Origin of the sequence: Paenibacillus sp. NPDC056933, from assembly GCF_042674385.1 — a bacterium.
In the GTDB taxonomy this organism is placed as follows: domain Bacteria; phylum Bacillota; class Bacilli; order Paenibacillales; family Paenibacillaceae; genus Paenibacillus.
In genome coordinates this window covers 412,307-438,165 of record NZ_JBHUQN010000002.1, presented here as the reverse complement: position 1 = coordinate 438,165, position 25,859 = coordinate 412,307, and the positions used below count along the sequence as shown (strand labels likewise).

Here is a 25,859-nt window from a genome sequence, read left to right as displayed (position 1 = left end):
CAAAGGATTCAACATAAGGATGCAAGCGCAGAGAGGGAGATGAGTGTTGACCGTTTTTTTTCATACCGATCCTAGAAGCTCTGCCTATGAACAATTAATTGACGAATTAATCGAGAAGACTGATCGTTTTTTACTAGTTGACAGACGACGGTACAATGAAGACGAACCACCAAGGGTTTCCAAAGTATTGGGAAGACTCCAGCCTCATCTTATTGAAAGCTGTACGATGGAAGAAATGATGATGCAGAGTGGTGCCATGTATTCAGAGGGGATTTATTACATATATCGCTGCACGCCGGAATCAGGTCAGATCCTTAAGGAAGAAGCAAATCGTTTTCATGACTGGTTATATCCATCACTGCCGGATGATCTTTGTTTCTTGAAGCAGGATGGAAGTGATTATTTCTTTAACGTTGCACATGAGAATATATATGGAATGCATATTACCCAAGAAGAGGCTAGCGACTTGATGGAAAGGATACCTGGCTTGTTTTTCAGGTTGGATAGGCATCGTGAATTTGAAAGTTATCTGGACGATGCGATCAATCATCAGACCGATGTTCTCCAGATCTGCTCCCATCATTTGACCGAGATTCCGGAACGGATTCGGGAACTAGAGCATGTGAAGAAACTTGAGATTTTTGAGCAGGATGTATTTAAGCTTCCTCTAGCTTTGTTTGAACTGACCACTCTGGAAGAATTGGAAATTATGACGGCTGATCTGGAGTGCATTCCTAAGGGGATCAGACAGTTAAAGCAGTTACAGAGACTAACGATTTATTGTGGAAGTTCTCACCGTGTGGTGCCGGGATGGAAACCAAAGTCCAAATCAGAGCTTAGTTTTGATTCCATTCCTGCGAGATAGGAGAACTGACCGAATTAGTGAGTTTAAACATTGCTTATTCTGGGATACGTGTTCTTCCTCCTGAGCTTGAGAAGCTGAAGAATCTGCGTTATCTGGGTGTGACGAATAGCTTAATTGAAGAGACTCCTGAAGTCGTTTCGCGGATGAATTGGTTGCAGCACGTGGACTTGACCAGTACACCTGTGGGCATCGGTTGGAAAGAGATTTTGGCGGAAGAAGAAAATGAATAACGAAAAACCCCTGATAAGGCTTCCTTTGTCAGGGTTCTTTGGGATCAGCGAGCCTTCAACAGAAATGGGCTCACGCATAGATGCCCAGAGCATAAGCTGGCGTATAGGTTATCACCTAAACCGAGAGCGAAGGGCAGGCGTTTATTTTGGCAACTTCCTATATGGACTATACCTTACCAACTACTCAATTTACATTTGACTTGAACCAGAATCCTTTCTTCAAAAAAGATGAACAAAACTATATTAATTACCTATCCATTAAACAATTAAATACGTTGGGGAATAATTCCCTTCTGGATATTTACTTGAATACCGGCAGTGTAGTTGAACCTCATATCCATCAGAATGCATCCGAACTGGTATATTGCATCCGTGGTTCAGCCGTTGTTTCCCTCATTAACCCGTTTACTAATGAGTTGTTAAACTTTACGATCACCCCAGGCCAAGTAGCCAATGTTCCGCAAGGCTGGTGGCACTATGAAATGGCAACGGTAGATCAGACCCACCTGCTGGCTATCTTTGATGCTCCAATCCCTGAAGCCATATTTGGTTCAGATATTTTACGTCTGACACCAGCGAGTGTTCTGGCCCATACGTATTGTCTGGATGAGAACAAGGTGAAGGAGACGCTCGCTCCAATTCAAAAAACAGTGATTGTGGGACCACCAGCAGATTGTGTAACTCAAGTTTCCCCGACCACAAATATGCCTCATCCGAACAGTCAGCCCAACGAACAGCCATATGTGAATCGCCTTCCATATTGGGGAACGTGGGTAGATCCTCGTATTATTCACGAACCAGGCTGTCCGTACTATACAGAACCTCCGGTGAACAAAAATATTCAAGGGTAAGTGACAGATCTAAGACTTATCAGGAGTGGGCTCAATCCCGTTATGCCGTCATGAGTGAGATTGCAGCCACCATGGAAAAAGAAGCAGATCGTTCATGGGAACGTTTCTGCTTCTTTTTCCATTTGTTTTTGGATTTACGATGTGTAGTTTCGTCCCAACCCAAGTTAGGTCAATAACTGACGATAAGCAATGGAGGTGCGATCTGCGGGAATATGTGCTTCCGCATACAGGTCCAGTGGCAGATCCTCTGGCTTCTGTGATTCCACCATCTCACGGTCTTCCTCAAATACCTGTAAGTTAAACTTGATTGTATCTTCGATCGGAGCATCCTTGTCAAAGTTGCGGGTAATGGGACAGAATAAACGCGTATAACGTGCAGAGATGGGGGAGGCACAATTTAGAATGTTCAGCTTGTCGTTTTCCGGGAAGTGAACCGTAAGTGATGCAGCAAAGGGCGGGAATACCCGAAATTCGCGCAGCCATTGAAATCCTTCCGGCGCCACGTTATCCTGGCCCTTGCCATAATTGCTAACAGAACTCCAATACTCGGCAAGCAGTTCATTGCCTTCGCGTTTTACTTTGTACTGGGGTACCTCTGTATTATTTCGGTCGCCAAACGTCTCGGTATGCACATAGGCAAAATGGGATACATCCAGAAATCCTTCCATTTGTCTTCCGGCAGAACCTACAATATCAAAGTTCGGAGGTAAGATATTAATATAATCCGGATCATCCCAACCTGGGAATGAAGGAATCTGCTCATCTGTTCCGGCAAGTGAAGTCCAGATCAGACCATAACGTTCGACTGCTGGATATACAATAAGTTTCAGTTTGGGAGAGATTTTGGAGCTGGGGTGAGCAGGTACGGCGGTGCATTTCCCCTCACAGTTATAACGGAAACCATGATAAGGACAGACGATTTCCCCATTTTCGACCCATCCTTTACTAAGCGGGGCCCCGCGGTGAAAACAAAGATCCTTGGCGACCACAACGTTGTCGTTGCTGCGATACAGGACCAATCGGACATCAAGCAATTGAGCTGCGAGAGGTTTATCTGTTACTTCGCTTGCCTGGGCAATCGGATACCAATATTGGGATAAGACATGCCAGTCTTCAGCAGAGAATGTGCAGCCACGGGGCAGTTCAGATGTAAGTTGAGGATTGGAATTGGAAGTTATCATGGAAGTCACTCCTTGCTAGGATAATAAATCATTCATTTTTAATGTTAGAAAAGTTTACTTTGTAGTCGTATGTTACTACTCTTTTGTTTGGTATATCAATATGTGTAATCCTTTTTTGTTTGAAATGACAAACGTAAGAGCAGATACCTAACATAAAAACGGAAGGATCGGTTTGGGCATAACACTTTATGTAAACTATATAACTATTGGGCAACGTTTCATTTGTGCTATTCCTTTTGATGTCGTCGCGCATTTTTTTTGTCTTCAAATGTAATAGGAATTTTTTTTGAAGAAAAGTGTCACAGATGTGAGTCTTGATTTGTCTTCAGGTTGTAGACCAATATACGGAGGCGAATGAGATGAATTTAAGAGTGAATTACAGAGTGGCTAATCCAGGGGCTTTCAAAGCGATGATGGCCATGGAGCAGCATGTTTCGGGTCAATTTGAAGATAAAGTGTTATATGAGCTGTTGAAAATTCGTGTATCACAAATCAATGGTTGTGCCTTTTGTCTTGATATGCATGCCAAAGATCTGTTGAAGCTGGGCGATTATGCCGATCACATTTTGCTGCTGAGTGTGTGGCGAGAGGTACCTTTGTTTACGGAAAAAGAACGTGTTATGCTGGAGCTGGCTGAAGCCGTAACCCGTATTTCGGATCAAGGTGTGCCACTTGAATTGTTTGAAAAAGTGAAAGAACATTTCAGTGATGCCGAGCTGGTGGATCTGATTCTGGCGATTAACACCATTAATAACTGGAACCGGATTGCGATTACAACGGGGATGTACCCTGGTTGCTTTAACTAAATGAAACGACAACCATCTGCCAGAGGAGGCCATTTTCATGAAATCCAATGTATTCACCAATGAGCCAGAAGGGTCTTCTCTGGAGATTGGTGAACTGTACATTCGCTACAAGTCCTATGCCTTTTCCATAGCCTACCGCATGCTTGGCAGTGTTGTAGAGGCTGAGGATATGGTGCAGGATTGTTTTGCCGAGCTGCAGAGCAAGCCTCTTCATGACATCCGTAATTCCAAGGCCTATATTGCCAAACTGGTCGTAAACCGGAGTCTGAATCTGCTAAACTCCGCCCGCAATCAAAGGGAAAGTTATGTTGGGGAATGGCTTCCGGAGCCGATGAGTGATGGCGGGTTAGCCAACATTCCGGAGGAAACCGTGCAGCAGAAGGAGATGATTTCCTACGCTTATCTGGTTATGCTGGAGCAGCTCTCTCCGATAGAACGTGCTGTTTTTGTTTTGCGTGAAGCATTCCAGTATGAGTATAACGAAATCGCGGATTGGTTAGGCAAATCGGAGAGCAATTGTCGTCAGATCTTTAGTCGAGCCAGACGCAAGCTGCCGGATCGCCTTCCAGCCATGGAACATCACCCTGCTAATTATGCTGCAAAGGAAGAATTAATCGCCCGCTTTACAACCGCTTTTCTGAGTTATGATGTTTCTGCCATGCTGGAGCTGCTGGCTGAACAGCCTGTGTTTACCGCAGATGGCGGTGGGCGTGTGCATACGGTCATGCGAACGATGAGAGTTCGCAAGGGTGTACTGGCTTTGTTGACCTCTCGTCGGGTGTTGACCCGATTGCGAGAACGAGAGTGGATGCCCACAGTGATCAATGGAGAGCTTCACCTTGCGTTATTGGAAAACGGGCAGTTGTCAGAGGTACTGTGTCTGGAACTCGATTCTTCAGGTGAACGGATTGAGGGAGTTTATCTGGTTGTGAATCCAGACAAATTAACATCGGTATCGACATAATACTGTTTTGGATGGGTACAGGATAAAAGGTATGGAAACAAGCAAAAACGGCACACCTGTAAAAAGGAGTGCCGCTTTTTTGGCTTATCGCTTGCAGCGATTTTGATCGCGGCCAACAAAGGGTCGTTGAACCGTTTCCATGAGTTACCTTCATCATTCATTGGTAAATTGTTTCTCAACATGTTCTATAATTTCTTTGATTTCCGGCGTGAGTTCGTTATTGCTCTCATCAAGGAGATGCAAAATCTTCTCCACTGTGTCGAGAAGTATACTCTGAGTATTAGGCTCCCTCTTAGCGACAGTCTTTTCGTATGCTTTTTTTACTTCTGGATCGATTGTACGGATTTCTTCTTCCGAGTACCAGTCATAGGCCGGAGTGTTATCACTTCCGTAAAACAGGTAACTGACGTACAGTAAATTCTTGACTGCTGACGCACGATTGGAGGTTGGGAAGTTGTTCAGGAAAGCTTCCTTTTCCAAGGTGCGACGGATGAGCTCATTCCAGGTTATCATAAAAGCCGCATCTGAAGTGGTAGGCTGGTTGGATTCCGCAGCCATAATATCAATGTAAGCAACAATGTCAGGTTTCACGTAGGGTTGAAACTTTTTGTACATTTCATAATTGATGATGGGATAGTACAGACCTTCACTGGTTTCCAGTTTGAACCCCAAATCAGATGCTTCCTGCAAAAGCTTGTGAACCGCCGGATCTTTAATCTCTTTGAGCAGTCGGCTGTATGTAAGCTGTTGTTCATATCCTATCTTGGAATGGGCTTCGGAAAGAACATGTTGAAACAACTCTGTATACATTCTTTGATCCAGGTCAGCCAGTTTGATCTTTTGCAAATTTTCCAGTTGAAGAGTCATCAAGGTGGCCTGCCATGGGCCAACTTCATCGATATGATTCGATAGATATTTACGTGCCTGAATCAGGCTGGACGTGGAATGGATTGCATTTTTCCAGTACATTTGAAATTGATGATATACCGTTTTGGAAGCTGAAACAGGCGCAGCCAAAGCAGTTTGGGATGTTGTCCATGTTGCACCCATAGCCGTAATGCTTAGGGTAATGGCTAGAAAACCGAGCTTAATAGATGATTTCAATCGCATTCAAGGTCCTCCCTTAATACATAATAAGTGGTCTCCAATTATACTTATATTTTTATGATTGCATTATAACATTAGACGTGTGGTTCGCAGGTCGCACTGTAAAGGTTTCACTTGATTAAATCAGTTTCTGGTAATCTAATCAAGTATATATTCACTGAAAAATGTATAACGGGGGTAAGCCATAGAAATCGGATGTTTCTGAAAACAAAGAACAGGCTCGTCCAACCTGTACGGGTTGAAAAGCCTGTTCTTTGTTGATCCTACATCATTTTAAACTAATGGAGAGGAGCTTTATTGTTCGTTGGCATCTGCGGTGCGCCGGTTGCTGGTACGTAAGCCTTAAGCATTTGCTGTGTGTCATTTGCATTGAGTTGCGGAACTTGGTAATAAGCATTTTTGTTTTGATACATGAAAATTTCGTAAGCCATCTCGACAAAATGTTGAACCTGAGCAGCAACCACACGGCGTACTGTCGGATTTGTAATTTCAGGAGCAGACATGGCGAGCAGAGAAGCGTGTGTTTTGATCAGACCCAGCATATGACCGCTGATTCCGGCATCTTTTACATCAGCCAGGGATTGGTTTGGTTTTTTTGGTGCAGCTGGCTTAAGACCATAGATAGGCGGAACCATGTCTGGAATCATGTAGGTCCCTGTCTCCTGCCCGGGTTTCTGTCCAGTGGAGAAACATTCAGCAGTCAGATTGTACTGGGACAACATGAAATTGTACTGGCGGTCAAGTATATCAAGCAGTTCGGTATCTTGCACAAAAGTTCTGAAGATCATGTATTGATCCAATACGTTGATTGCACATGAGAGGACTTCATGCATATCGAACATTTCATGTCCGCCATGGTTCATATGGGGTGTGAGGCCTGGGTTTGCTTCATTTCTGAATTGCATTTGATTTTCATTCATGTGAATTTGATTCTCCTTTGGGAAGTGGTATGATTCTAGTATGGTTTTTACCAGTAAAATTATGTAATCATTTAATTTAATTTAATTTATGAACTAGAGACAGGTGTGGTGGGAACGGATGGAGACAGAGTGGGATATTCCAAAAGCACTGTTCATTACACATTATGGCAGCGCTATTAAAATGCATCGTGAAGGAGTCTATACGGAGTATAAACGCTGGGATGTACCGAAAGAATTGGAAGAGACATGGATGGCTGAAAGAATCCGTCATCTGACCACTGAATTATCAATTATGAACTGGGATGCAGTTGATGAGTTGGCACTGATTGCCAAGCATTTTGCAGATCCGGCCATAGTTGCAGCAATAACGGCATTCGCTTCTAGGCAGCTGATGAGTGCAGACAGTATGGTTCGTCTGATGTATGCTGAACGTCTCATTGAATTGATCAAGCGTTATGAATCAATCCTTCCCATGGATAAGCTGCGTGAGACGTATCAACTGACCATGACTTTGCTGGAAGATGTGGCTGCCAAGCCACTGGTGCTAGACCCGGGGCATGAATTGCAACAACACGGCATGAAAGACAAACGGGGACTGAACCTTCGTGTAGAGAAGGACAAGGAAGAAATCATCCGATATTTTCGAAAATAATGGAATTTAGTTCCATTTCAAGCGAGGTCAAAATCATTGAGAAAGCTGAACTATATCCAAATTTTTGTTTTCCTGATTGTGGTCACTGTCGTGACGGTGGGCTTGTATTATACAGCCGCGGATTGGCTGGATCAGCGTTATTTCCGGTTTCTCATCTGGAATCTGTTTCTGGGCTGGATTCCTTTTGTCTTTTCTTATATCGCCTATGGCTTCAGTCAAGCAAAATGGAAAGGTGCAGCATGGATTGCTGTAGCAAGCGGTTTACTGTGGTTGCTGTTCTTTCCAAACTCGTCTTACATTGTAACCGATCTTGTTCACCTGACGGCGCGAAGTTCCCGGTATTACAGCGGGAATGGCCTGGATTACAAGTACTGGTACGACTTGATTGTTGTATTAATGTTTGTATGGACCGGACTTCTGCTTGGATTCCTGTCGATGTACCAGCTTCAGGAAGTGATCTACAGGAAAATCGGAAGTGCAGCCTCATGGATATTTGTACTGGCGGGTTGTGCTTTGGGGAGTTACGGCGTGCTGCTTGGACGCGTATATCGTCTGAATAGCTGGGATGCGTTAACCAATCGGAACACGCTGGTTGAACTGATGCATGAGAGTGTCAGCCGTCCATCGCTCGCCTTCTGCATGTTTTTTGGTATCTTTATTCTTACGATCTATGCCACATTGTATTATCTGATCAATACAAGGTCTTTGGGTGAAGCCAAAAGGGAGAATAGGGGTCAAGAGACGGGACTGTGAGCGCAATATTATGAATCGCATGATTTTGGAAAAATGCTAATATGCCATGACAAAGACCTCTTTCACAAATATTGTGAGAGAGGTCTTTGTCATTATGGACAATCTCTGCAGAATTTTTCTGCGAAACAGGGCTTCAATTCATGTCGTCCCGGTCATTCTATATTCGAAATCAATTCAAGAATTGTCTGTACAACCAACTCCGGTTCATCATGAATAACCATATGACCACTCTGCTTGGCAATGATAAACTCGCTATCACTAGACAGATTCATCATATTACGCTGACCGGTTTGCCATATGGATTCAAGTTGCTGCCCGACTTCAGTTGAAATTCCCGCCTGGGCATAGTTCTGGGGAAGCCCCCTAGCAATGATTCGGATCGGAATGGACCCGAGATTCTGTCCACGAATGGCATCTTCGGTTGTATATGCGAGAGCAGCTTCTTCTTCTTTGGCATGAAAAAAAGAAGGTGTTGCTATCACGTTAATAAATGCATCCCGATCGTGCTCTGCAACCAGTCCTTCCAGCATGAAGTCTGGAAATAGACGGAAACTTCCGGATAACTTCAACAATGATAATAATGAGGCAGGCGGGTTGCCTTTGAAATTATCCTGTTTGAGTAAAGCTTTCGTATTCTGATCATCATCCTCGGGACGGGCATCAATTAAGACAAGTCCCTGTACTTCCTTTGAGTACATCTGCGTAAATAGTCTGGCATACATACCCCCCAAGGAGTGGCCTACCATGACATATGGTCCATCAATACCTTCATTCTCGAGAGCCAGATGTAACTCTTGTACGATGTTGGCTCCTGTACGCTCTGTGGGCGCGGCCTCGCTCCAGGCGTATCCTGCCCGATCATAGGTCACGACAGTTGCGTGTTTAGCAAGCTCCGAGGGGATATCTCTCCAGGACAAACTGGTCTCACCACTACCGGCCTCCATAATAATGGTAGGTGATCCATTCCCCTGTTTATGAATATGAAGCTTGTAACCCCCTGCTTCAACCAACTTTCCTGCAGGAGGGAAATCACTTTTGGCCTGAGACGAGGCGTACCACTCATACAGGAAACCTCCACCAATAATCAATAGAACGGTGCAGAACAGCCCGAGGGTGAACTTCAATACTCCAAATTTACGTTTGTGTTTGCTTTGAATACTTGTGTCCATCAGCCACTAAATCCTCTCTGGTTAATATTTTTTAATACGTTGTATTATAAAAATATTATAACACAACGTATTAAAAAAGGAGAAGCTTGGTGTATAATGGGAGTATGCCAAAAATCGTAGATCATGAAAAACAACGAAAAATTGTTGCTGCTGCGGCGATCCGCGTCATTCGGGATAACGGACTGGATCATGCTACCGTACGAAATATTGCGAAGGAGGCCGGTTTATCTGTAGGTTCCATGAGGCATTATTTTGCCACGCAGGCTGAACTCTTTGCCTTCTGCATGAACCTTTTTGCCGAAAGGGTGCGACAGAGAGTAGAAACTTTACAGATGACTGACTCTGTGTTGCAAAATATGAAACAGCTGCTACTGCAATTTCTTCCTTTAGATGAAGACAGGATAATGGAAATGGAGGTCTGGTTCTCTTTTTCAGCTAAAGTGCTGGTTTATCCCGAACTGCAAAAGTTAAGTGATCAGATGCATCAAGGCATGTATCGTTCTGCTCAATTTGTAATTCAGGAGTTGCAGAAACAGGGCATGACACGTAAGGGAATGGATGCTGAGATCGAAACCGAAAGGTTGTATGCCTTGATTGATGGACTTGCCATTCATATGTTGATGCAGCCCGAAAGGCTAACTTTTAAAAAGGTGGAAAATGTGATTGAACAACATCTGAGTATGCTTTGTCAGGCATAATTTGAATTAACTTAAAAGGGGATTTCCTTTACGAGATAAGGAAATCCCCTTCTTATTTGTGAAAATATGAAGGTATACAGGTTCTGATAAAGAATAAATAATGAGGAAGATAACTATTACATAGAAAAGTTTGCAGGTGATTACATTCCTCATTCAATTGTTGATATGACATCGTATTATTTCCAGCCGGAGCATAGAAATCAAATCAAAAGAATCAGGTGAATGATAGAATGACGAAAATAACGGATCTGACACGCAAAATAGAAGAAGTGATGGAGAAGATTGATTTTTCGGGCGTAGTTTTGATAAAACAAAACGGAGATACGCTATTGAATACGGCTCGTGCATATGCCAATCGAAGTGATGAACGGTTGAATCAGCCAGATACACGGTTCGGCATTGCATCTGGTTGCAAAATCTTTACGGCAGTGAGTATATGCCAATTGATTGAACAAGGAAAATTATCGTACGATTCCAGGTTGGCAGATGTCTTGAGCATTAAGTTTCCTCTATGGGATCAGGGAGTTACAATCCATCAGCTGTTAACACATACTTCAGGCATCCCGGATTATTTTGATGAAGAAGTGATGGAGGATTTTGCTGAATTGTGGAAGGATAGGCCCGTCTATTCGATGCGGCAATTGAATGATTTTTTGCTGATGTTTCAGCATCTGCCTATGAAATCTGCCCCGGGTGAACGGTTCCACTATAATAATGCGGCATTCATCGTATTGGGCCTTATTGTTGAAGAGCACACGGGACATTCGTTTACGGACTATGTAGAGGAATATATTTTCAAAAGGTGCGGCATGTCGAGTTCGGGTTATTTCGTGACAGATCGGCTTCCGGGTAATACTGCGATCGGATATATGGATCATGAAGACGGCTCATGGACAAGCAACATTTTTTCCATTCCTATTAAGGGTGGGGCAGATGGTGGAGCTTATACGACAGCGCCGGATATGATTCGATTCTGGGAAGCGTTATTAAGTAATGAACTGTTAAGCCAAGAAACAACTGAAAAGTTGATTACGCCATATGTGCATGAGGATGGTGAAACCTTTTATGGGCAGGGGATCTGGATTGATCGAAGAGGGGAGGACCTATTCAAATTGCATGTGATGGGTTTCGATCCTGGGGTATCGTTCATGTCTTCCGTATATCCGAATCATAATGTGCAAGTAGTTGTCCTCTGCAACAAAGAATCGGGTCCTTACCCAATAACTCTTGCAGTGGAAGAGACATTGATGAGACAACCTGATTCTCATGAAAGTTGAAGTTCAAGTTGATATGAATAGTTATGGAATGACCTGAAAAAATGATTGAATAACCCCGTAGTTACCGGTGAAGTAGCTGGTAAGCTACGGGGTTATTTTTGTGTAACCAAAAATCAATCGAATCTGATTATAAGAGTTTCGCCAGTTGAGGTGCAATCCGTTTGGGGAACACATCCAGCGGAGGTTTTTCCTTCTTTCGTTTGTCATTGGTCAGCACGGCAACGAGTTCCAGAGCAGGGACGATATATACAAATTGACCGCCAAATCCGCGGGCATAGTAATAATCCAGTGGAGGCAGGTTCTGTTCTGATGAAATGGTTGTATCAGATAAGGAAGGCGTCTCGTCTGAATAGACATCGACCCACCAATGCCAAGCATAGCTGCCATGATTGGGTGGGCTAACCGTAATTGCAGGTTTGGTAGAGCGGCTAACAAGATCACTCGAAATCAGCGACTGCCCGTTCCACATGCCTTGTTGCATAAACAGTTGTCCGAATTTTAGCAAATCCTGCGGCAGCATCTTTAAACCAAATCCCCCGGTGTGTACACCTTGAGGGTCGCTTTCCCATTGATATTCTTGAATCTCCAAGGGGCCAAATAGATAACGTTCCGCGAACTCAGCTACCGACATATCTGTACTTTGCATGAGGATGGCAGACAAGATCTGTGATACCCCCGAATTGTACTCCATATGTGTACCTGGTACATGACTTAAGCGTTGCTCCAACGCAAAATTCACCCAGTGATCTGTACGCGTCATGCGCGGAAATGAATTCTGCCCTCCGAATTCGTCCCAGTTGAATCCGGCCGTCATGGTTAGTAACTGCTCCAATGTAATTTTCGCTTTGCGTGGATCAGGATCAGATTCCAGCTGTGGGAAAAAAGTGGAGATCGGTGTGCCTGCCTCGGGCAGCACCCCTTGATCCATCGCCATACAGATGAGTGCGGACAGCACACTCTTGGTACAGGAATTGATTTTAGCAATATGGGCTGCTGCTTCTTGGTTGCGGTAGTGCTCGTAAATGAGTTCACCACGTACGCTGACAAGGCAGCTGCGCAGATCCAGCGGCGGGATGATGTGATGCAACATAGATGATATGGATGAAGGATTCATAATGTCCTTTCTTATTTGGGACATATCCCATAAATTGAGTATTCAGTATAAAAAGGTTTGAACCATTATCTTAGCATATGAATAAATAAGTTCTCAATTCTACACCTCAGAAATTCCGGAACTGAACCGTAGACTGTTTCGGATATTCGAATTTACTGATACACCGGAGCAGACCACAGAACATTGCATCTGTTGAAAGTTGGAGGGTTTGTACAAAAGAAATCGATAGCAGGTATACTATTAGTATTGAGCATCACAGGATATGTAGTCGTGTAGTTATTAACCAGAGGGAGGTAACACCTTTTGTTCAAAATCGGAAATCAAGGTACATTTGAAACGTTGCCCGATCACGCTATGGCGATTTACAAGGGAGATACTGCAGCGGTAGAAAAATTTATCACAGAGGGCATGGATCTCGAACAAGAGATTACGCTTAGCAAGTACATAGCTTTGACTCCATTGGATATGGCTCTAATCACCGATCAGCAGGAAGTGGTCAAGCTGTTGGTAGAGCATGGAGTGAACCTGAATGTGAGGGATAACCCGGCAATTCTGAAGGCGGTCCGATATGGTAGAGAAGAGATTATCCGATATTTGCATCAGAAGGGCGCCAAATTGAACGGTTTAAACAAGGTCAAGTCCAGTGCATACGATGAAGCGTATTATGGTAACAAAAAGAACATTTCAGTGCTGAATGAACTCGAACTGGATATTCGAAAATATGGCGGCAAAACGTTACGTAAAGCTGTTTCGGATCACGACATGAAGATGGTCCAGTATTTGTTGGACGAGGGCGTGGACATCAATTACAACGAGCCCGATATGGTATATCCCTATAAGGCTACCCCGCTTACGGTAGCTGCTCGCAGCAACAATATGAAGATGGTTCAATTTCTGGTGGAACAGGGGGCGGATGTAACCATTCAGGAAAAGGATGGGGAACGGGCATATACGATTGCCATCAGTCAAAAGAATGAAGAAATGGCAGAATATCTGAAGGCTCATGAGCCACAAAAATTTCACGATCTGAGCAACAAATTGCATGCGCTCAAATCGTACAAGCTGCCTGATGCATTGATACATTTTCTGAACGAAGGCCCGCACAGAATCGATTTGCCGGACAATCCGTCTGGCGTGGGGTACATCGAATTCTTCCGTCTGGTTGATACGGTAGAAATGAAGATGGGCAGACAGAAACTGCTTCGCATATCTTCTGACGTGGATCAGTACTCCCATATCCTGATCGTCTGGAATCCGAGTAAAAAAATGATTGGTTATGCTGACATTGAACATCAGGAGCATGGAACGATATGTTCTTTTGAAGACTTCCTGGCCGAACCTGAAGTACGTTTGGAAAGTCTCCTGAATTAACTGGAGTGTTTTAGGAAATTTCATAAACCTCTTGTATGTAGCTATATGCAAGAGGTTTTTTAGTATGTTTATAACATTAAAATAGGAAAAAAATCTCATAAAATATGAACTATACTAGTGCGAAAGGAGGTTGGAAATGGTAAAATAGCAATGCCTAAACATGAAAAATATTTTTGTTGAAAGATTAATAGATAAGAAATATATCAAATGGTTCAACTTTAGATTGTTAGAAATCGATTGTTAGTGCAAGTGATTAAGTGAAATTATAGTATTCTACAACTGGAGTGAGGAAGAGAAATGGCCATTATTGACGTAATCAAGTATGACGGTTCACCTGATGTATTTGCTTGGAAGCATCCTGAGAACGAATTGGGAACATGGACCCAGTTGATTGTGAATCAATCCCAACAGGCAATCCTCTTTAAGGATGGAAGGGCGCTTGATATGTTCGGGCCAGGAAGACATACGCTAAGTACGGCGAATATCCCGATTTTAAATCGGATAGTTAACCTTCCGTTCGGAGGAAAATCACCTTTTGCAGCAGAAGTGTGGTATGTCAATCAAGTAAGTGCATTAGACGTGAAATGGGGAACAGCAAATCCAATTCAGATACAGGACCCAAAATATAATATTATCGTTCCTGTGAGAGCCTTTGGGCAGATGGGAATAAAAATAGCGGATTCTCGCAAATTTCTGGTTAAACTTGTGGGAACGCTGCCCGAATTCAACCAGGTTAATATGGTCAATTACTTTCGCGGGCTGATTATTATGAATATTAACTCGATGCTGTCTTCCTATCTAATACATAGAAAAGTAAGTGTACTGGAAATCAATGCTTATATCGCCGAAATATCACGACATTTTGCTGATACGATCGCACCTGCTTTTGAAGAGTTTGGTATTGAGTTAATGAACCTGTATATCCACAATGTCAATCTGCCTGAAGAGGACCCTTCGGTCATTCGATTGAGAGAAGCGCTGGCACGCAAAGCCGAAATGGACATTATCGGGTACACCTATCAACAGGAGCGTTCATTCGATACGCTTGAAGGTGCAGCCAAAAATGAAGGAAGCATGCAATCTGGCTTAATGGGAGCTGGACTTGGAATGGGCATGGGGGTCGGCCTAGGTGGCACATTCGGGGGCGAAATGTCCCAGATGTCACGGGTAATGTCTACTACCGAAACACCAGGCATGCGCTTATGTGAGCATTGTCATCACCCGAATCAGGCAGATGCTTCTTTTTGTAGTAAATGCGGCAAGACTTTGGGAATTGAAACAGCAGTAAGGGACTGTAATAAATGTGGTCATTCCATGCAAAAAGGAACCAAATTTTGTCCTAATTGTGGAGACAAATACCATGCTTGTCCTTCTTGCGGAGCAGATAATCCAGAGAATGCCAATGAATGTGTTCAGTGTCATCAACCTATGCCAAGTCCATGTCCATCGTGTAATCATATCAATTTAGGCAATATCAAATTTTGTGGCAATTGTGGCTCCAGCCTGGTTTTGAAATGTAGTCATTGTCATCACGAAGTGAAACCCGGTCAGAAGTTCTGTCTGGAGTGCGGCAACAAATTACAGGATGGGAGTGACACATAAATGTTTCTAAAGCGTGGTAACACCCTAATCTTGAGCCTGATCTATATAGTCGGTTTGTCACTCGTATCCATTATGTCATTTACACTGTTTGGAAAATCAATCCTAACTGTTTCCTTCTGGATTAATCTTGCAGCATGTTATGTTGGAGTTACCGCATTATGGGCATATACCATGTATGTTTTACAGCATTGGGAATCTGTCAAACGTTTGATTCCTGGTTATGCTTCTCTGGGTGTTGTGGTCGTAGTATATTTAATCTGTGTGCTCACTTATTCCCTTGTCACGGGCATAGCAGATGTTGCCTTAACCTGGTTTATCGCTCTGCATGTTTCAACCTTATTATTAGCGACCATCATAAGTGGAATTTTGGTCATTTACATTCGATCAGCAAACAGTAATCAGGAGAATATACAAGCCAAAATCGGTACGCTGAAACAGGTTGAATTAGTTCTTATACAACTGCAGCACAATCTGGAGAAGACCCCTAGTGCTGCAATTGATGGCGCTAAGGCAACGTTAGAAGAAATGATTGAAATGGTGAAATATAGTGATCCTCTTCCTCCAGATTCGTACGTTTATAACGATCACAGGATTTTACTGGACGTTGAGGCGTTAAACCGTGAATGGGCAGACTCAAATGCAAATGATAAGGCACTAGACTATGATACCATTTCAGCTCAGTTAACTACATTAAAATGTCGTTTGATTGAACGGAATCAGCAAATATTGATTCAAAAATCCTAACTTTTTATTTTTCAGGGGGAGAAGTTGTGAAGAAGTTTTTTGGAATCATTTTAATCATATTTTCATCCATATGTTTATTGATGTCGATTTTAATGTTAGTCGATGGAGGAGATGTAGCAGTTGTTGGCATGATCTTTTTAATGTTCCCAGGAATAATTGTGTTTATTACGGGGGTCAGACTCTGTAGGAGACCAAAGGTACAGCATCAACCGTATTTAGGAGATCGTTATTATCCCCCTCACTCGGATCATGACGAATTTGATGACAAGAACGAAGAGTATTTTAAAAAATCCGATTATGAAGAGCTACAAGAACCTGTAGCTGTGAATTGTTCCGGATGTGGTGCCAAGGCCAAGGTCTACCCCAATTTATCGACGAATTGTGAGTATTGCGGGACAACGATTAGGATCTCGTAGACTAATAACATATATACCATGGTCGTGGTTGTTGGGAGGAATCATGTTGAGAAAGTTTTTCGGTATATTATTTATTTTTTATGCAATTATGCAAGCAATCGTATTTTTTAATACGGAGAATGGTACTATATGGGCATTTCTTCTTATTGAATTTATCTTTTTATTTTTTGGTATTCGATTGCTCAGAAAAAAAAGAGTCCCGCAACGCAAGTTTTATGGTGGAGACTATGGAGGCGATCTTGATCGCGAAACAGAGAGTGCCAAAGTTTATTCAAGTTCCAATAGTAACACTGTGAGTTACACCAGTCACAATACAATCAACTACACAGAAATCAATATAACAGATGTGGCAGACGTTGAAGAAAAGGTCGAAAAGGCCGAAGAGCCTCAAAAGCAAGTTTCGGTAAGTTGCCCGGGATGTGGGGCGAAGGCGAAGGTATTTCGGAATCAATCCACGGATTGTGAGTATTGTGGAACAATCGTTGAAGCGTCGTAAATTTGAATTAAGGATCGAGAAAGATCTTGCCTGATTCCAATAGGGAGTCAGGCTTGTTCTTTCAACTCATTTTAGAAAAACAGAACTTTCATATCTCAGAACTTTCATCTCTCATTCATCATCGAATCTAAAAATCCCTCATGCGATCAAACACCTCATATATTTCTTCACGATTCATCTCTATAGCGCTGTCTTGGCCCAATTCCTGTTCCAGTTGATCCAGCAGTTCCATAAGAACAACGTAAATTTCCTCGCGCTCAATCGTTTCAATAAAGCCTGTCTTGGCATCCATCTTGTTGAAGGTTTGAGTATAGGTTTCAACCATGGAAATGAGTTGTTTCTGGAAAGCTTCTTGGTCATTTACGTTTTGACCCAGAAGACGAATTTCCTTTAGACATTGCTTGTACAGTTGGGCCGCTTTCTTGGCATGAGTTGCCTGGATATGGGTCCGTCCATCCCAATCTCGGAAAGGATTGTTCAGATTTTCCGCAAGCCATTCCGGTTTGCGTGGTTTGCTGACTTCCAGTTCAAGCCCGGCTGCGGCCGCTTTTTTGTATCTTGTCTTGATTGATTTGGCCGCATCTGCTGGAAGGCTGGTTAGCCAGAGTCTAGCCAGTTCAGGGAGTTGTTCGGGGCCAGGAAATTGTTCCCCACTGAATCCGAATGGGTCATATGTGGTGAACTCTTGCAAATGTGTTAAACACTGAAGCGACTCCAGATTGGATAAGTTACCGGGTTTACCCCATAGACGTAATTCAGACAGTTCGGGATAAAGCTGTACAATCTGCTCCAAGTCGAGTTCCTTGATATCTCTGATAAGCAGACCTCCAAGACGTGCAACTCCGCTGACCTGTGGCACATCTGATGCAATATTCAACGTGATCCATCTTCCATTTTCTGATGCCTCAATATGGAGCTCGGGAGAGAGGTTTCCTGTGAAATTCAGACTTTTCATCTTGGGGTTCAGAACTAGCAGTTCCAACCCGCTGACATCCAGAACGAGTTTGGTCAGATGACTCTCACTGAAATCCAGCGATATTTGATTATGATTCATCAGGTGAAATTCATTCACCAAAGGGTTATCGTTTATAAACGGAATGATCGATTCCGAATATCCGTTTATTTCAATGTGTGTCAGACAGGGGAGCTTTGCAAGTTCAGCCATATCTTTCGCAGAGTGTGGGCTGAAATCACGAATAGTACTGGTGTTACGCCTCATTACACGATCACCAACCGTGATATTTTGATAATCGTTCAAAGCTTGTTTGAACGGAGATCTCCGTGTTTCGTCAATGGATTCCCATTCACGCTGGAGATACAGACTGTTCCCCGTCTGCCAACCCCCGTTATAACTATTGGTTTCCACTGTGACAAGAGGAGACACATTTCCGACAAGAACATAACCAGAAGGAACGTTCGCGTTCACGAAGCTGTGATCAAACTGGTCTTTCCAGAAATAAAAGTTACAGATTAACGGTTTCATCTGATGGAGCTCCACTTCATTGGGCAGTTGATCACCCGACCAGTCCAATTGAAGAACAGCGGCGAGCGGATAGGAACCTTTGCCCTCCGTTTCTTTCAGTCCAGTTACCTGACAGGCAGCATATTGTTGTATTTTTTCGACGTACACACAGTAAACATCTCCGACCGTTGGGACCATGGTATGCTCCTTTCGTTCTGCATGAATCAATGCTAATCTATTGGTTAACTAAGCATATACCATGTGATCATATAAAGAATTATATCAAAGCCATTCAGAGACTTCCATTTGTGGATAGAGTCTGCGTTGCTGTAATCCATTTTCACATAAAGGGCGGTGTATATGAGATGAGTACAGGAGTAAGCCGTAACAAAAGACTGGGTGAATTTTTGAAATCGCGGAGAAGTCGCATTCAGCCAGAACAAGTCGGATTAACAGGATCTTATGGACAACGAAGAACACCAGGTTTAAGGCGAGAAGAAGTGGCGGTATTGGCAGGTGTCAGTGCAACGTATTACACGTGGCTTGAACAGGGCAGGGAATTGGCGGCTTCGAGAGAAGTGATGGTGAGTATAGCGAATGCACTCCAGTTAACGCTGGAAGAGAAGGATCATCTGTTTCATCTATGGGACCCCAATGCGGAGCATGAATTCCTTGCTTCGTATTCTCAACTGGAGCCGGGATGGGAGAGTATTATTGGGCAGTTGACATACCCTTCCTTTATTACCAATGAACGCTCGGAGGTACTTGCCTGGAATGAAGCTGCAAATACGAAACTGTTCAACTTTTCCTCCATGCATGTTCATGATCGTCTCATGATGCGAATTTTGTTTCTGGATACAACGCTTAGGGAACGCATGCATAACTGGGAAGAATTCGCGCGGCACTCGGTAGCCGTGTTTCGGACGTACTATGACAAGTATCAGGTTGATCCTGAATTTACCAAAATAGTGAAACAGTTGAGCGAAGAAAGTGTCGATTTTCAAACGATCTGGAACCTGCACCAAGTTGGATTGAAACAAGTCAATCGGGTCCAGCTTGAAACGACGGATCGGACAGATGGTATTGTGTATACGTACGATATCTTTTCCATGAATAATCTGAACAGCCAATCAGGTATTCATTGTTGTATCTACGTTCCTGTTGCCGTATAGAAGAAGATTGATCAGACTGGTAATTCTAGTACTAGCATAAACAGACTGTGGTTGGGACTCCGTTTGTGAAATAGAATGAATACAAGTTCAATACTTTTTATTTTATTAACGAAAAGAGGGAACCACATGATCAAGACAAGGACGTTGGGAAGCGATAATTTGCAGGTATCCGGGCTTGGGCTAGGTGTGATGATGATGCCAGATAACGAAGAATCGGTACATACGATCCAGGGCGCGCTTGATGCAGGAGTAACGATGTTTGATACAGCGGATCTGTATGGTGAATACGAAAAGCAGCGGTTTGGTGGCAACGAGAAATTGCTTGGTCGTGCGCTTAAAGGGCGAAGAGCCGATGCGATTGTAGCAACCAAGTTCGGTATAACACATACCCAAGGCCCCAAGGGAGATCCGGCGTATATCAAAAAATCAGTGGATGCCAGTCTGTATAACCTGGGCATGGATTATATAGATCTCTATTATCAGCATCGACCTGATCCTAATACGCCAATTGAGGAAACCGTAGGAACACTTTCCGATCTGGTACAGCAGGGGAAAATCCGATATATAGGCTTGTCTGAAGCATCGGCAGAGACCATTCGTCGCGCGAATGCCGTTCATCCCATCACAGCACTCCAAACGGAGTATTCATTGTGGAGTCGTGAGCTGGAAGATGAGATCTTGCCCTTGTTGAACGAGTTGAACATTGGGCTTGTACCCTACAGTCCATTGGGCCGTGGCTTCCTGACAGGCCAGATTCAATCGGTAGACGATCTGCCGGAAGACGATTATCGTCGTCATTATCCACGTTTCCAGGGTGAGAATTTCCAGAAAAATCTGGAGGTTGTGCACTTGATCCAGGACATGGCTAAGCAAAAAGGATGTACGGCTTCTCAGCTCGCACTCGCCTGGTTACTTGGAAAGGGAGAACATATCGTTCCCATCCCGGGTACTCGCAGTTTGGAGAGAGTTCACGAGAACCTTGGCGCCCTGCAGGTCACGATTACCGATGATGAAATGGCAGAGATTGAACGGATATCTCCCAAAGGAGTTGCTGCTGGAGGAAGATATCCGGGGATTGCCTGATATAAACTTAATCGTTATAAATAAATGAAGCTGAAACGTTGTCCTCGGTATTATCTCTGCCGCATAAGGCATACAGTACTACAATGAGTTGTATGCCTATAAGGAGGAAACAGCGGTATGATTAATCCGATTCTGCAATCCCCGAATGTTCAACTGGCGGCCGATTCCACAGCGGTTGTATATTATCAGCGTGACTCGCGAAATTATGTTACCCAGTTGTTTGGGGAGCAGCTACCTACGATCAAGAATGGATTTTTCAATGTATACATGAGCAAAGGCATTATTGTTCAGCCTCACTGGCACACAAATGTGACCGAAATGATTGTTCTGATCAGTGGTGAGATCACTACCTCAGTCTTCGATCCGTTCAAGCGTGAGCGGATAAGTTATCACTTGAAGCCTGGTCAGGTGTCAATTTTCCCTCAAGGATGGTTCCATTGGTTTGTAGCAGAGACAGACGATGTGCACCTGTTAACGATATTTGACCAACCGACACCGGACATTGTTCTTGGGGCGGATTTCTTGGCTGCAACGCCACCAGAAGTTGCACATCGGGCATACTGCATTGATGAAGAGGCGTACGCCAAGGCAGTAGCCTCCATCAAGAATGACGCTATTTTGGGACCGCCAATCGGTTGTGTGGATTCCGTTTCAGATCAAGCGATCAAAGCCTCCAAATCATCCAAAGGCTCACAAGGATAACATTACATTCACTTTTCAAATGAACCAATTCAGGCCCGTAACCGGTACGATTCACCGGTTGCGGGCCTACCTTAGTCCAATTAACACGTTCGAAGTTCTCTGTTAAACTGAATAGTAACATTGGATTGTCACCGTATGGATCATACTCAAAGAACGTGGAGGAATCATTCATGACAAGAACGGATCAGGAAAAGCTTGAAATCGCATTGAGTTATGCCCCGGTATTGATGTTTGATCAAAATGAACCCTTTTACCCTGATTTTGTAGGTATTTCGGTATTGGATCGTTCCGGACCTTCCCCATCATTCAGAAGGGAAATTCATTTTCCAGCCGAGGCAGTCCAATATGTAATTGAATTTGCGATTTGGTGGGATTATGAGATTGGTCATTTGTACGAGATGGAGCATGTGTGGGTATATGTAGGCTATGACGGTGAAGTTGTGGACTGTGAAGCCAGCTTTCATGGCAGAGTACTTCGGGGATTGCTGAAGGATCGAGTTAATGTGGTTGGACGCCATGTGTGTCTATACTCGCAGCCAGGCAAACATGCCTTTTCTCCGATCCCTGTCGTGTTTGAACTGTTGCCGGATTTGTACAGTGCAGCAGGTGCAAATGCTGGTTGTGACGGCCTGCTCGTGAACGAGATGTTCAAAGGTTATTTTGAAACAAATGATGAGATCAATGCCAGCGTGCGGAGTTTCCTGCAGACTAAGGCGTTTGTTCCTTCTATGGAGTTTGAGGAGTTTTTGTTTGAGCCGAGTCTATTCATGCCCTGGGAGCAACTGTTTGCTATGATTCCTGAGAGAATTGAGAGCAGATTGAGAGAACTTGGAGTATGATGAGAATGGGTTGGTTGTGTACTTGGAAAAATGAAAATCACAAAAAGTGCTTCATCATCCTTTGGGGATGACGAGGCACTTTTTTTGTAGACTAACAGAGCAACGATCTTACTCCGTTTTGAAAATGAGATCCATAAACCGGTTGGCTGCCAAGGAGACCGGCATATTTCGCTTGGTCATGATGCCCACATGGGAAGGAGGGAGGGGAACATCCAATTGGATTTCGAAGAGTGAACCTTCCTCCAGCTCTTTGGAAATAAATTCACGGGTTACGTAAGAAATGCCCAATCCCCGTCTTGCAAACTCAATTAACAAATCTACACTTCCGACCTCAATCTCGGGTTTGAGTGTATAGCCATAGCTATTGAACAGCTCCGTAATCGCCATCCGAACACGGCTGTTTCTGGAGAAAAGAATCAGTTGATGCTCCAGCAGCATCTCCAGTGTCATGACTTTATCCTTCAGTTGAGCATAGCGTTCACCTGCGACGAAGCAGTCTTTGAGCTGGATACTTTCCCTGACTTCCAGCTGGGGATCAACAATGGGCATCCGTACAACACCCAGATCAATTTTGCCTTCTTTCAGGAACGTAATGACTTCCGGGGTTGTTCCGTGACTGAGATGCAGCTTGATGTTAGGATAGAGCACATGAAATTCTTCAAGATAGGACAGCATGTAATGCTTAAACAGCGAATCACTGCCCCCGATTCTGAGTTCTCCGTTGTCCAAACTCTTCAGTGCGGCCATTTTCTCCTCCGCCAGCGAGATCAGAATCTGGGATTGTTCAATATAGGAATACAGACTGACACCTTCCTGAGTTAGCGCAACTCCCTTGGAATTCCGATAAAACAACGTAAGGCCAAAGCTTTCCTCCAACTGTTTAATCGCATGGCTGACGCTTGGTTGAGTGATATATAACGCTTTGGCGGCTTGGGTCAAACTGCCCGTTTTGGCAGCCCAATAGAATACCTTATACAATTCATAATTTGTTGTCATAGATATCGTCTATAGCTCCTGTGAAATATATTAATTACTTGTATGGCTATGAAACGTATTATAGTGTAACTACAGCAAAGAAACCAGAGTTACTTGGAAGGAGAAACGTGAGATGGAACCAACGACCATTATTTTATTTGGTGCGACTGGCGATTTAGCCAAAAGAAAAATATATCCTGCCTTATATAATTTATACATTGAGCAGAAGCTTCCGGAATCCTTCTCGCTGATTGGCTTGGGACGCAGAGAATGGTCTGATGAATTCTTTCAGGCACAAGTGGAAAAATCATTAAATGAATTTTCCAGACGCCCGGCTGATCCTCAAGTGGTGAAGTCATTCGTGCAGGCTTTCCGTTATAGTGTATTGAATATAAGCCATAAGGAAGATTATATAGAGCTGTTGAATCTGGTTGAACGCAGAGAGGCAGAGCTTGGCATTCCATCCAATCGCCTGTTCTACCTCTCGGTTGGTCCAGAATTCTTCGAACCCATCGCGGAGAACATTCAGCAAAGTGGACTTGGATCTGCTGAGGGTTGGAAACGCCTTGTCATCGAGAAGCCATTTGGACATGATCTGCCATCGGCTCGTGATCTGAATCGCAAATTAAGCGAGGCGTTTACTGAAGAAGAAATTTATCGGATTGACCATTATTTGGGCAAACCGATGGTGCAGCGTCTTGAAACGTTGCATCAAAGCAATCCGATCATGAAGGCGTTGTGGAACAATCGTTATATCTCTAATGTGCAGATCACGGCGAATGAGACTGTTGGCGTGGAAGAACGGGCATCCTATTATGATCATGTAGGCGCCGTGCGTGACATGTTCCAGAATCATATGCTGCAATTGCTGATGATGATGGCCATTCAGCTCCCTTACAACAGCACCACGGAAAAAGTAGGCTTAAAGAAAAAGCATATTATGGAATCCATTGAGCCATTGCAAAAGCAGAACGTGGGTGCAAGTGTCATTCGCGGTCAGTATGCTGAAGGAAACATTCAAGGCAAATCCGTTATCGGCTATGCAGCTGAGCCGGGTGTTGCCGAGAATACGATGAATGATACGTTCATTGCTGCGAAACTGCAGATTGATGACTTCTTCTGGCGCGGCGTGCCTTTCTATATCCGCACAGGCAAACGAATGAAGGAGAAGTCAACTCGTATCGTCATTGAATTCAAGGAACCATCCGGTCAGGCTAACGTGGTTAACGGTTCCAAACCGAACCTGCTTGTTATTGAGATGAGCCCTGATCAGAGCATGACGTTGCAGCTTAATGCGAGCGATCCGCAAAACAAAGGCGAGTTCAAACCGGTTCATATCGATCTGTCACCGGATCGTGAGGATCTGGCGGAGGCCTATGAGAACCTGATTCATGATGCATTGCATGGCGATCCAACGTTCTTTGCCCATTGGGATGAAGTAGAATTGTCTTGGGCTTGGGTACAACCTATTCTGGATGCATTCCAGGAGAATTTACTGCCACTTCATTTGTATCCGGCAGGAAGCTATGGACCAGCAGAGTCGGATGCGATGCTGGCAGCCGATGGGCACCACTGGTGGTTTGACCAACCTGCCGATCAACAGGCTGAAGATGATATTGAAGTTCCTCTGGCTGTTAATGCCAACCTGTAACATTAAAAACTTGTAACATCAAAAAAACATATCCCTTGGAGGTAATTGATTATGAAATTTTTCATCGATACAGCAAACTTGGTAGACATCAAAAAAGCATACAAAATCGGCGTCCTGTCTGGTGTAACAACAAACCCGTCATTGGTAGCCAAAGAAGGCGTGAAATTCGAAGACCGTATTGAAGAAATTTTGCGTGAGGTACCTGAAGTTGAATCCGTATCTGCGGAAGTAACACCAGATGCGATCACAGCTGAAGAGATGATTGCTCAAGCAGACGAACTGATCAAAATCAACAACAACGACAAAAACATCACAATCAAGCTGCCAATGACACTTGCAGGACTGGAAGCTTGCCGCTACCTGACCAAAAAAGGCGTTAAAACCAACGTAACATTGATCTTCACCGTGAACCAGGCACTCCTGGCTGCACGCGCTGGCGCTACTTATGTATCTCCATTCCTTGGACGTCTTGACGATATTTCTGAAGATGGTGTTCAATTGGTTGCCAAAGTAGCTGAATTGTTCCGCACACATAACCTGGATGCACAGATTATTGCGGCTTCCGTAAGACATCCGGACCACGTTACACGTGTAGCAATGGCTGGAGCACATATTGCTACCGTTCCATTCTCCGTTATTGAACAAATTTCCAAGCACCCACTGACAGACCAAGGTATGGACAAATTCGCAGCGGACTGGAAAAAAACAGTTCAATAAGTTAGCTGCTGATTAGTGTGAATTAATCCGTTTAACGTTTAT

27 protein-coding genes are annotated in these 25,859 nt (G+C 43.8%); 20 read left to right on the top strand and 7 right to left on the bottom strand.

Annotation, left to right across the window (positions count from 1 at the left end; genetic code table 11):
- The first annotated feature begins 43 nt into the window (after positions 1 to 43).
- The 3 genes from ACFTRD_RS16850 to ACFTRD_RS16840 all read left to right on the top strand — a co-directional run bounded on the left by ACFTRD_RS16850 (position 44) and on the right by ACFTRD_RS16840 (position 1,946).
- Positions 44 to 865 carry a leucine-rich repeat domain-containing protein gene (locus ACFTRD_RS16850; RefSeq protein ID WP_379382039.1) on the top strand — a complete coding sequence of 274 codons (822 nt, stop codon included), beginning with the start codon at positions 44 to 46 and terminating at the stop codon, positions 863 to 865.
- A 17-nt stretch (positions 866 to 882) separates the two neighbouring features.
- Positions 883 to 1,095 (top strand): hypothetical protein, encoded by a 213-nt coding sequence (locus tag ACFTRD_RS16845; protein WP_379382037.1) that lies wholly within the window; start codon positions 883 to 885, stop codon positions 1,093 to 1,095.
- A 146-nt stretch (positions 1,096 to 1,241) separates the two neighbouring features.
- On the top strand, positions 1,242 to 1,946 hold the full coding sequence (locus ACFTRD_RS16840) for a cupin domain-containing protein (protein ID WP_379382035.1): 705 nt from the start codon (positions 1,242 to 1,244) through the stop codon (positions 1,944 to 1,946).
- A 164-nt stretch (positions 1,947 to 2,110) separates the two neighbouring features.
- On the opposite strand, the gene ACFTRD_RS16835 is transcribed toward ACFTRD_RS16840, so the two are convergent.
- Positions 2,111 to 3,127, bottom strand: a complete 1,017-nt coding sequence (locus ACFTRD_RS16835) for a Rieske 2Fe-2S domain-containing protein (RefSeq protein WP_379382033.1) — start codon at positions 3,125 to 3,127, stop codon at positions 2,111 to 2,113.
- Between the two features lie 359 nt (positions 3,128 to 3,486).
- Between ACFTRD_RS16835 and ACFTRD_RS16830 the strand changes: the two genes are divergently transcribed.
- Positions 3,487 to 3,933: a carboxymuconolactone decarboxylase family protein gene (locus tag ACFTRD_RS16830; protein ID WP_379382031.1), complete on the top strand. Its 447-nt coding sequence runs from the start codon at positions 3,487 to 3,489 to the stop codon at positions 3,931 to 3,933.
- Positions 3,934 to 3,970: 37 nt separating this feature from the next.
- Positions 3,971 to 4,897 carry a sigma-70 family RNA polymerase sigma factor gene (locus ACFTRD_RS16825; RefSeq protein ID WP_379382029.1) on the top strand — a complete coding sequence of 309 codons (927 nt, stop codon included), beginning with the start codon at positions 3,971 to 3,973 and terminating at the stop codon, positions 4,895 to 4,897.
- 153 nt (positions 4,898 to 5,050) lie between these two features.
- Here ACFTRD_RS16825 and ACFTRD_RS16820 read toward each other — a convergent pair whose 3' ends face one another.
- Positions 5,051 to 6,007, bottom strand: coding sequence for a hypothetical protein (locus tag ACFTRD_RS16820; protein WP_379382027.1), 957 nt, complete (start codon positions 6,005 to 6,007; stop codon positions 5,051 to 5,053).
- Positions 6,008 to 6,282: 275 nt separating this feature from the next.
- Positions 6,283 to 6,924, bottom strand: a complete 642-nt coding sequence (locus ACFTRD_RS16815) for a spore coat protein (protein WP_379382025.1) — start codon at positions 6,922 to 6,924, stop codon at positions 6,283 to 6,285.
- A 118-nt stretch (positions 6,925 to 7,042) separates the two neighbouring features.
- On the opposite strand from ACFTRD_RS16815, the gene ACFTRD_RS16810 reads away from it, so the two are divergent.
- Both ACFTRD_RS16810 and ACFTRD_RS16805 read left to right on the top strand, forming a co-directional pair.
- Positions 7,043 to 7,576: a hypothetical protein gene (locus tag ACFTRD_RS16810; RefSeq protein ID WP_379382023.1), complete on the top strand. Its 534-nt coding sequence runs from the start codon at positions 7,043 to 7,045 to the stop codon at positions 7,574 to 7,576.
- A gap of 36 nt (positions 7,577 to 7,612) precedes the next feature.
- The gene (locus ACFTRD_RS16805; protein ID WP_379382021.1) at positions 7,613 to 8,329 is read left to right on the top strand and encodes a DUF1361 domain-containing protein; all 717 of its coding nucleotides are present in this window, start codon (positions 7,613 to 7,615) and stop codon (positions 8,327 to 8,329) included.
- A 152-nt stretch (positions 8,330 to 8,481) separates the two neighbouring features.
- Here the strand turns inward: ACFTRD_RS16805 and ACFTRD_RS16800 are convergent, their stop codons facing one another.
- Entirely contained in the window at positions 8,482 to 9,498 is a 1,017-nt protein-coding gene (locus ACFTRD_RS16800) for an alpha/beta fold hydrolase (RefSeq protein WP_379382019.1), read from the bottom strand.
- Between the two features lie 104 nt (positions 9,499 to 9,602).
- Here ACFTRD_RS16800 and ACFTRD_RS16795 point away from each other — a divergent pair, with 104 nt between their 5' ends.
- Both ACFTRD_RS16795 and ACFTRD_RS16790 read left to right on the top strand, forming a co-directional pair.
- Positions 9,603 to 10,196: a TetR/AcrR family transcriptional regulator gene (locus ACFTRD_RS16795; protein ID WP_379382017.1), complete on the top strand. Its 594-nt coding sequence runs from the start codon at positions 9,603 to 9,605 to the stop codon at positions 10,194 to 10,196.
- Positions 10,197 to 10,426: 230 nt separating this feature from the next.
- The gene (locus ACFTRD_RS16790; protein WP_379382015.1) at positions 10,427 to 11,473 is read left to right on the top strand and encodes a serine hydrolase domain-containing protein; all 1,047 of its coding nucleotides are present in this window, start codon (positions 10,427 to 10,429) and stop codon (positions 11,471 to 11,473) included.
- A gap of 127 nt (positions 11,474 to 11,600) precedes the next feature.
- Here the strand turns inward: ACFTRD_RS16790 and ACFTRD_RS16785 are convergent, their stop codons facing one another.
- The gene (locus tag ACFTRD_RS16785; protein WP_379382013.1) at positions 11,601 to 12,587 is read right to left on the bottom strand and encodes a serine hydrolase domain-containing protein; all 987 of its coding nucleotides are present in this window, start codon (positions 12,585 to 12,587) and stop codon (positions 11,601 to 11,603) included.
- A gap of 303 nt (positions 12,588 to 12,890) precedes the next feature.
- Between ACFTRD_RS16785 and ACFTRD_RS16780 the strand changes: the two genes are divergently transcribed.
- The 5 genes from ACFTRD_RS16780 (at position 12,891) to ACFTRD_RS16760 (ending at position 17,216) form a co-directional block, all read left to right on the top strand.
- On the top strand, positions 12,891 to 13,958 hold the full coding sequence (locus ACFTRD_RS16780; protein WP_379382011.1) for an ankyrin repeat domain-containing protein: 1,068 nt from the start codon (positions 12,891 to 12,893) through the stop codon (positions 13,956 to 13,958).
- Between the two features lie 297 nt (positions 13,959 to 14,255).
- Positions 14,256 to 15,560 (top strand): SPFH domain-containing protein, encoded by a 1,305-nt coding sequence (locus tag ACFTRD_RS16775; RefSeq protein WP_379382009.1) that lies wholly within the window; start codon positions 14,256 to 14,258, stop codon positions 15,558 to 15,560.
- Positions 15,561 to 16,304, top strand: coding sequence for a hypothetical protein (locus ACFTRD_RS16770; protein WP_379382007.1), 744 nt, complete (start codon positions 15,561 to 15,563; stop codon positions 16,302 to 16,304).
- A 26-nt stretch (positions 16,305 to 16,330) separates the two neighbouring features.
- Positions 16,331 to 16,720, top strand: a complete 390-nt coding sequence (locus tag ACFTRD_RS16765) for a hypothetical protein (protein WP_192268102.1) — start codon at positions 16,331 to 16,333, stop codon at positions 16,718 to 16,720.
- Positions 16,721 to 16,763: 43 nt separating this feature from the next.
- Positions 16,764 to 17,216 (top strand): hypothetical protein, encoded by a 453-nt coding sequence (locus ACFTRD_RS16760; protein WP_379382004.1) that lies wholly within the window; start codon positions 16,764 to 16,766, stop codon positions 17,214 to 17,216.
- Between the two features lie 127 nt (positions 17,217 to 17,343).
- Here the strand turns inward: ACFTRD_RS16760 and ACFTRD_RS16755 are convergent, their stop codons facing one another.
- Complete coding sequence (locus tag ACFTRD_RS16755) at positions 17,344 to 18,876, bottom strand: hypothetical protein (protein WP_379382002.1); 1,533 nt, start codon at positions 18,874 to 18,876, stop codon at positions 17,344 to 17,346.
- A 167-nt stretch (positions 18,877 to 19,043) separates the two neighbouring features.
- On the opposite strand from ACFTRD_RS16755, the gene ACFTRD_RS16750 reads away from it, so the two are divergent.
- From ACFTRD_RS16750 to ACFTRD_RS16735, 4 genes are all read left to right on the top strand, one after another.
- On the top strand, positions 19,044 to 19,850 hold the full coding sequence (locus ACFTRD_RS16750) for a helix-turn-helix transcriptional regulator (RefSeq protein WP_379382000.1): 807 nt from the start codon (positions 19,044 to 19,046) through the stop codon (positions 19,848 to 19,850).
- A 129-nt stretch (positions 19,851 to 19,979) separates the two neighbouring features.
- On the top strand, positions 19,980 to 20,933 hold the full coding sequence (locus tag ACFTRD_RS16745) for an aldo/keto reductase (RefSeq protein ID WP_192272660.1): 954 nt from the start codon (positions 19,980 to 19,982) through the stop codon (positions 20,931 to 20,933).
- A gap of 117 nt (positions 20,934 to 21,050) precedes the next feature.
- Positions 21,051 to 21,635: a cupin domain-containing protein gene (locus ACFTRD_RS16740; protein ID WP_192268096.1), complete on the top strand. Its 585-nt coding sequence runs from the start codon at positions 21,051 to 21,053 to the stop codon at positions 21,633 to 21,635.
- A 170-nt stretch (positions 21,636 to 21,805) separates the two neighbouring features.
- Entirely contained in the window at positions 21,806 to 22,474 is a 669-nt protein-coding gene (locus ACFTRD_RS16735; protein WP_379381998.1) for a hypothetical protein, read from the top strand.
- 108 nt (positions 22,475 to 22,582) lie between these two features.
- On the opposite strand, the gene ACFTRD_RS16730 is transcribed toward ACFTRD_RS16735, so the two are convergent.
- Complete coding sequence (locus ACFTRD_RS16730) at positions 22,583 to 23,470, bottom strand: LysR family transcriptional regulator (RefSeq protein ID WP_379381996.1); 888 nt, start codon at positions 23,468 to 23,470, stop codon at positions 22,583 to 22,585.
- Between the two features lie 112 nt (positions 23,471 to 23,582).
- On the opposite strand from ACFTRD_RS16730, the gene zwf reads away from it, so the two are divergent.
- Both zwf and fsa read left to right on the top strand, forming a co-directional pair.
- Positions 23,583 to 25,100, top strand: coding sequence for a glucose-6-phosphate dehydrogenase (zwf, locus tag ACFTRD_RS16725; RefSeq protein ID WP_192268090.1), 1,518 nt, complete (start codon positions 23,583 to 23,585; stop codon positions 25,098 to 25,100).
- Between the two features lie 51 nt (positions 25,101 to 25,151).
- Positions 25,152 to 25,817 (top strand): fructose-6-phosphate aldolase, encoded by a 666-nt coding sequence (fsa, locus tag ACFTRD_RS16720; protein ID WP_024630525.1) that lies wholly within the window; start codon positions 25,152 to 25,154, stop codon positions 25,815 to 25,817.
- The last annotated feature ends 42 nt before the right edge of the window (positions 25,818 to 25,859 follow it).

Excerpts from the sequence above, each read along its gene's own strand:
- ACFTRD_RS16835 (WP_379382033.1), bottom strand. The coding sequence starts at position 3,127 with ATGATAACTTCCAATTCCAATCCTCAACTTACATCTGAACTGCCCCGT.
- ACFTRD_RS16830 (WP_379382031.1), top strand. The coding sequence starts at position 3,487 with ATGAATTTAAGAGTGAATTACAGAGTGGCTAATCCAGGGGCTTTCAAA.
- ACFTRD_RS16825 (WP_379382029.1), top strand. The coding sequence starts at position 3,971 with ATGAAATCCAATGTATTCACCAATGAGCCAGAAGGGTCTTCTCTGGAG.
- ACFTRD_RS16820 (WP_379382027.1), bottom strand. The coding sequence starts at position 6,007 with ATGCGATTGAAATCATCTATTAAGCTCGGTTTTCTAGCCATTACCCTA.
- ACFTRD_RS16815 (WP_379382025.1), bottom strand. The coding sequence starts at position 6,924 with ATGAATGAAAATCAAATGCAATTCAGAAATGAAGCAAACCCAGGCCTC.
- ACFTRD_RS16810 (WP_379382023.1), top strand. The coding sequence starts at position 7,043 with ATGGAGACAGAGTGGGATATTCCAAAAGCACTGTTCATTACACATTAT.
- ACFTRD_RS16800 (WP_379382019.1), bottom strand. The coding sequence starts at position 9,498 with ATGGACACAAGTATTCAAAGCAAACACAAACGTAAATTTGGAGTATTG.
- ACFTRD_RS16795 (WP_379382017.1), top strand. The coding sequence starts at position 9,603 with ATGCCAAAAATCGTAGATCATGAAAAACAACGAAAAATTGTTGCTGCT.
- ACFTRD_RS16790 (WP_379382015.1), top strand. The coding sequence starts at position 10,427 with ATGACGAAAATAACGGATCTGACACGCAAAATAGAAGAAGTGATGGAG.
- ACFTRD_RS16785 (WP_379382013.1), bottom strand. The coding sequence starts at position 12,587 with ATGAATCCTTCATCCATATCATCTATGTTGCATCACATCATCCCGCCG.
- ACFTRD_RS16775 (WP_379382009.1), top strand. The coding sequence starts at position 14,256 with ATGGCCATTATTGACGTAATCAAGTATGACGGTTCACCTGATGTATTT.
- ACFTRD_RS16770 (WP_379382007.1), top strand. The coding sequence starts at position 15,561 with ATGTTTCTAAAGCGTGGTAACACCCTAATCTTGAGCCTGATCTATATA.
- ACFTRD_RS16760 (WP_379382004.1), top strand. The coding sequence starts at position 16,764 with ATGTTGAGAAAGTTTTTCGGTATATTATTTATTTTTTATGCAATTATG.
- ACFTRD_RS16755 (WP_379382002.1), bottom strand. The coding sequence starts at position 18,876 with ATGGTCCCAACGGTCGGAGATGTTTACTGTGTGTACGTCGAAAAAATA.
- ACFTRD_RS16750 (WP_379382000.1), top strand. The coding sequence starts at position 19,044 with ATGAGTACAGGAGTAAGCCGTAACAAAAGACTGGGTGAATTTTTGAAA.
- ACFTRD_RS16740 (WP_192268096.1), top strand. The coding sequence starts at position 21,051 with ATGATTAATCCGATTCTGCAATCCCCGAATGTTCAACTGGCGGCCGAT.
- ACFTRD_RS16735 (WP_379381998.1), top strand. The coding sequence starts at position 21,806 with ATGACAAGAACGGATCAGGAAAAGCTTGAAATCGCATTGAGTTATGCC.
- ACFTRD_RS16730 (WP_379381996.1), bottom strand. The coding sequence starts at position 23,470 with ATGACAACAAATTATGAATTGTATAAGGTATTCTATTGGGCTGCCAAA.
- zwf (WP_192268090.1), top strand. The coding sequence starts at position 23,583 with ATGGAACCAACGACCATTATTTTATTTGGTGCGACTGGCGATTTAGCC.
- fsa (WP_024630525.1), top strand. The coding sequence starts at position 25,152 with ATGAAATTTTTCATCGATACAGCAAACTTGGTAGACATCAAAAAAGCA.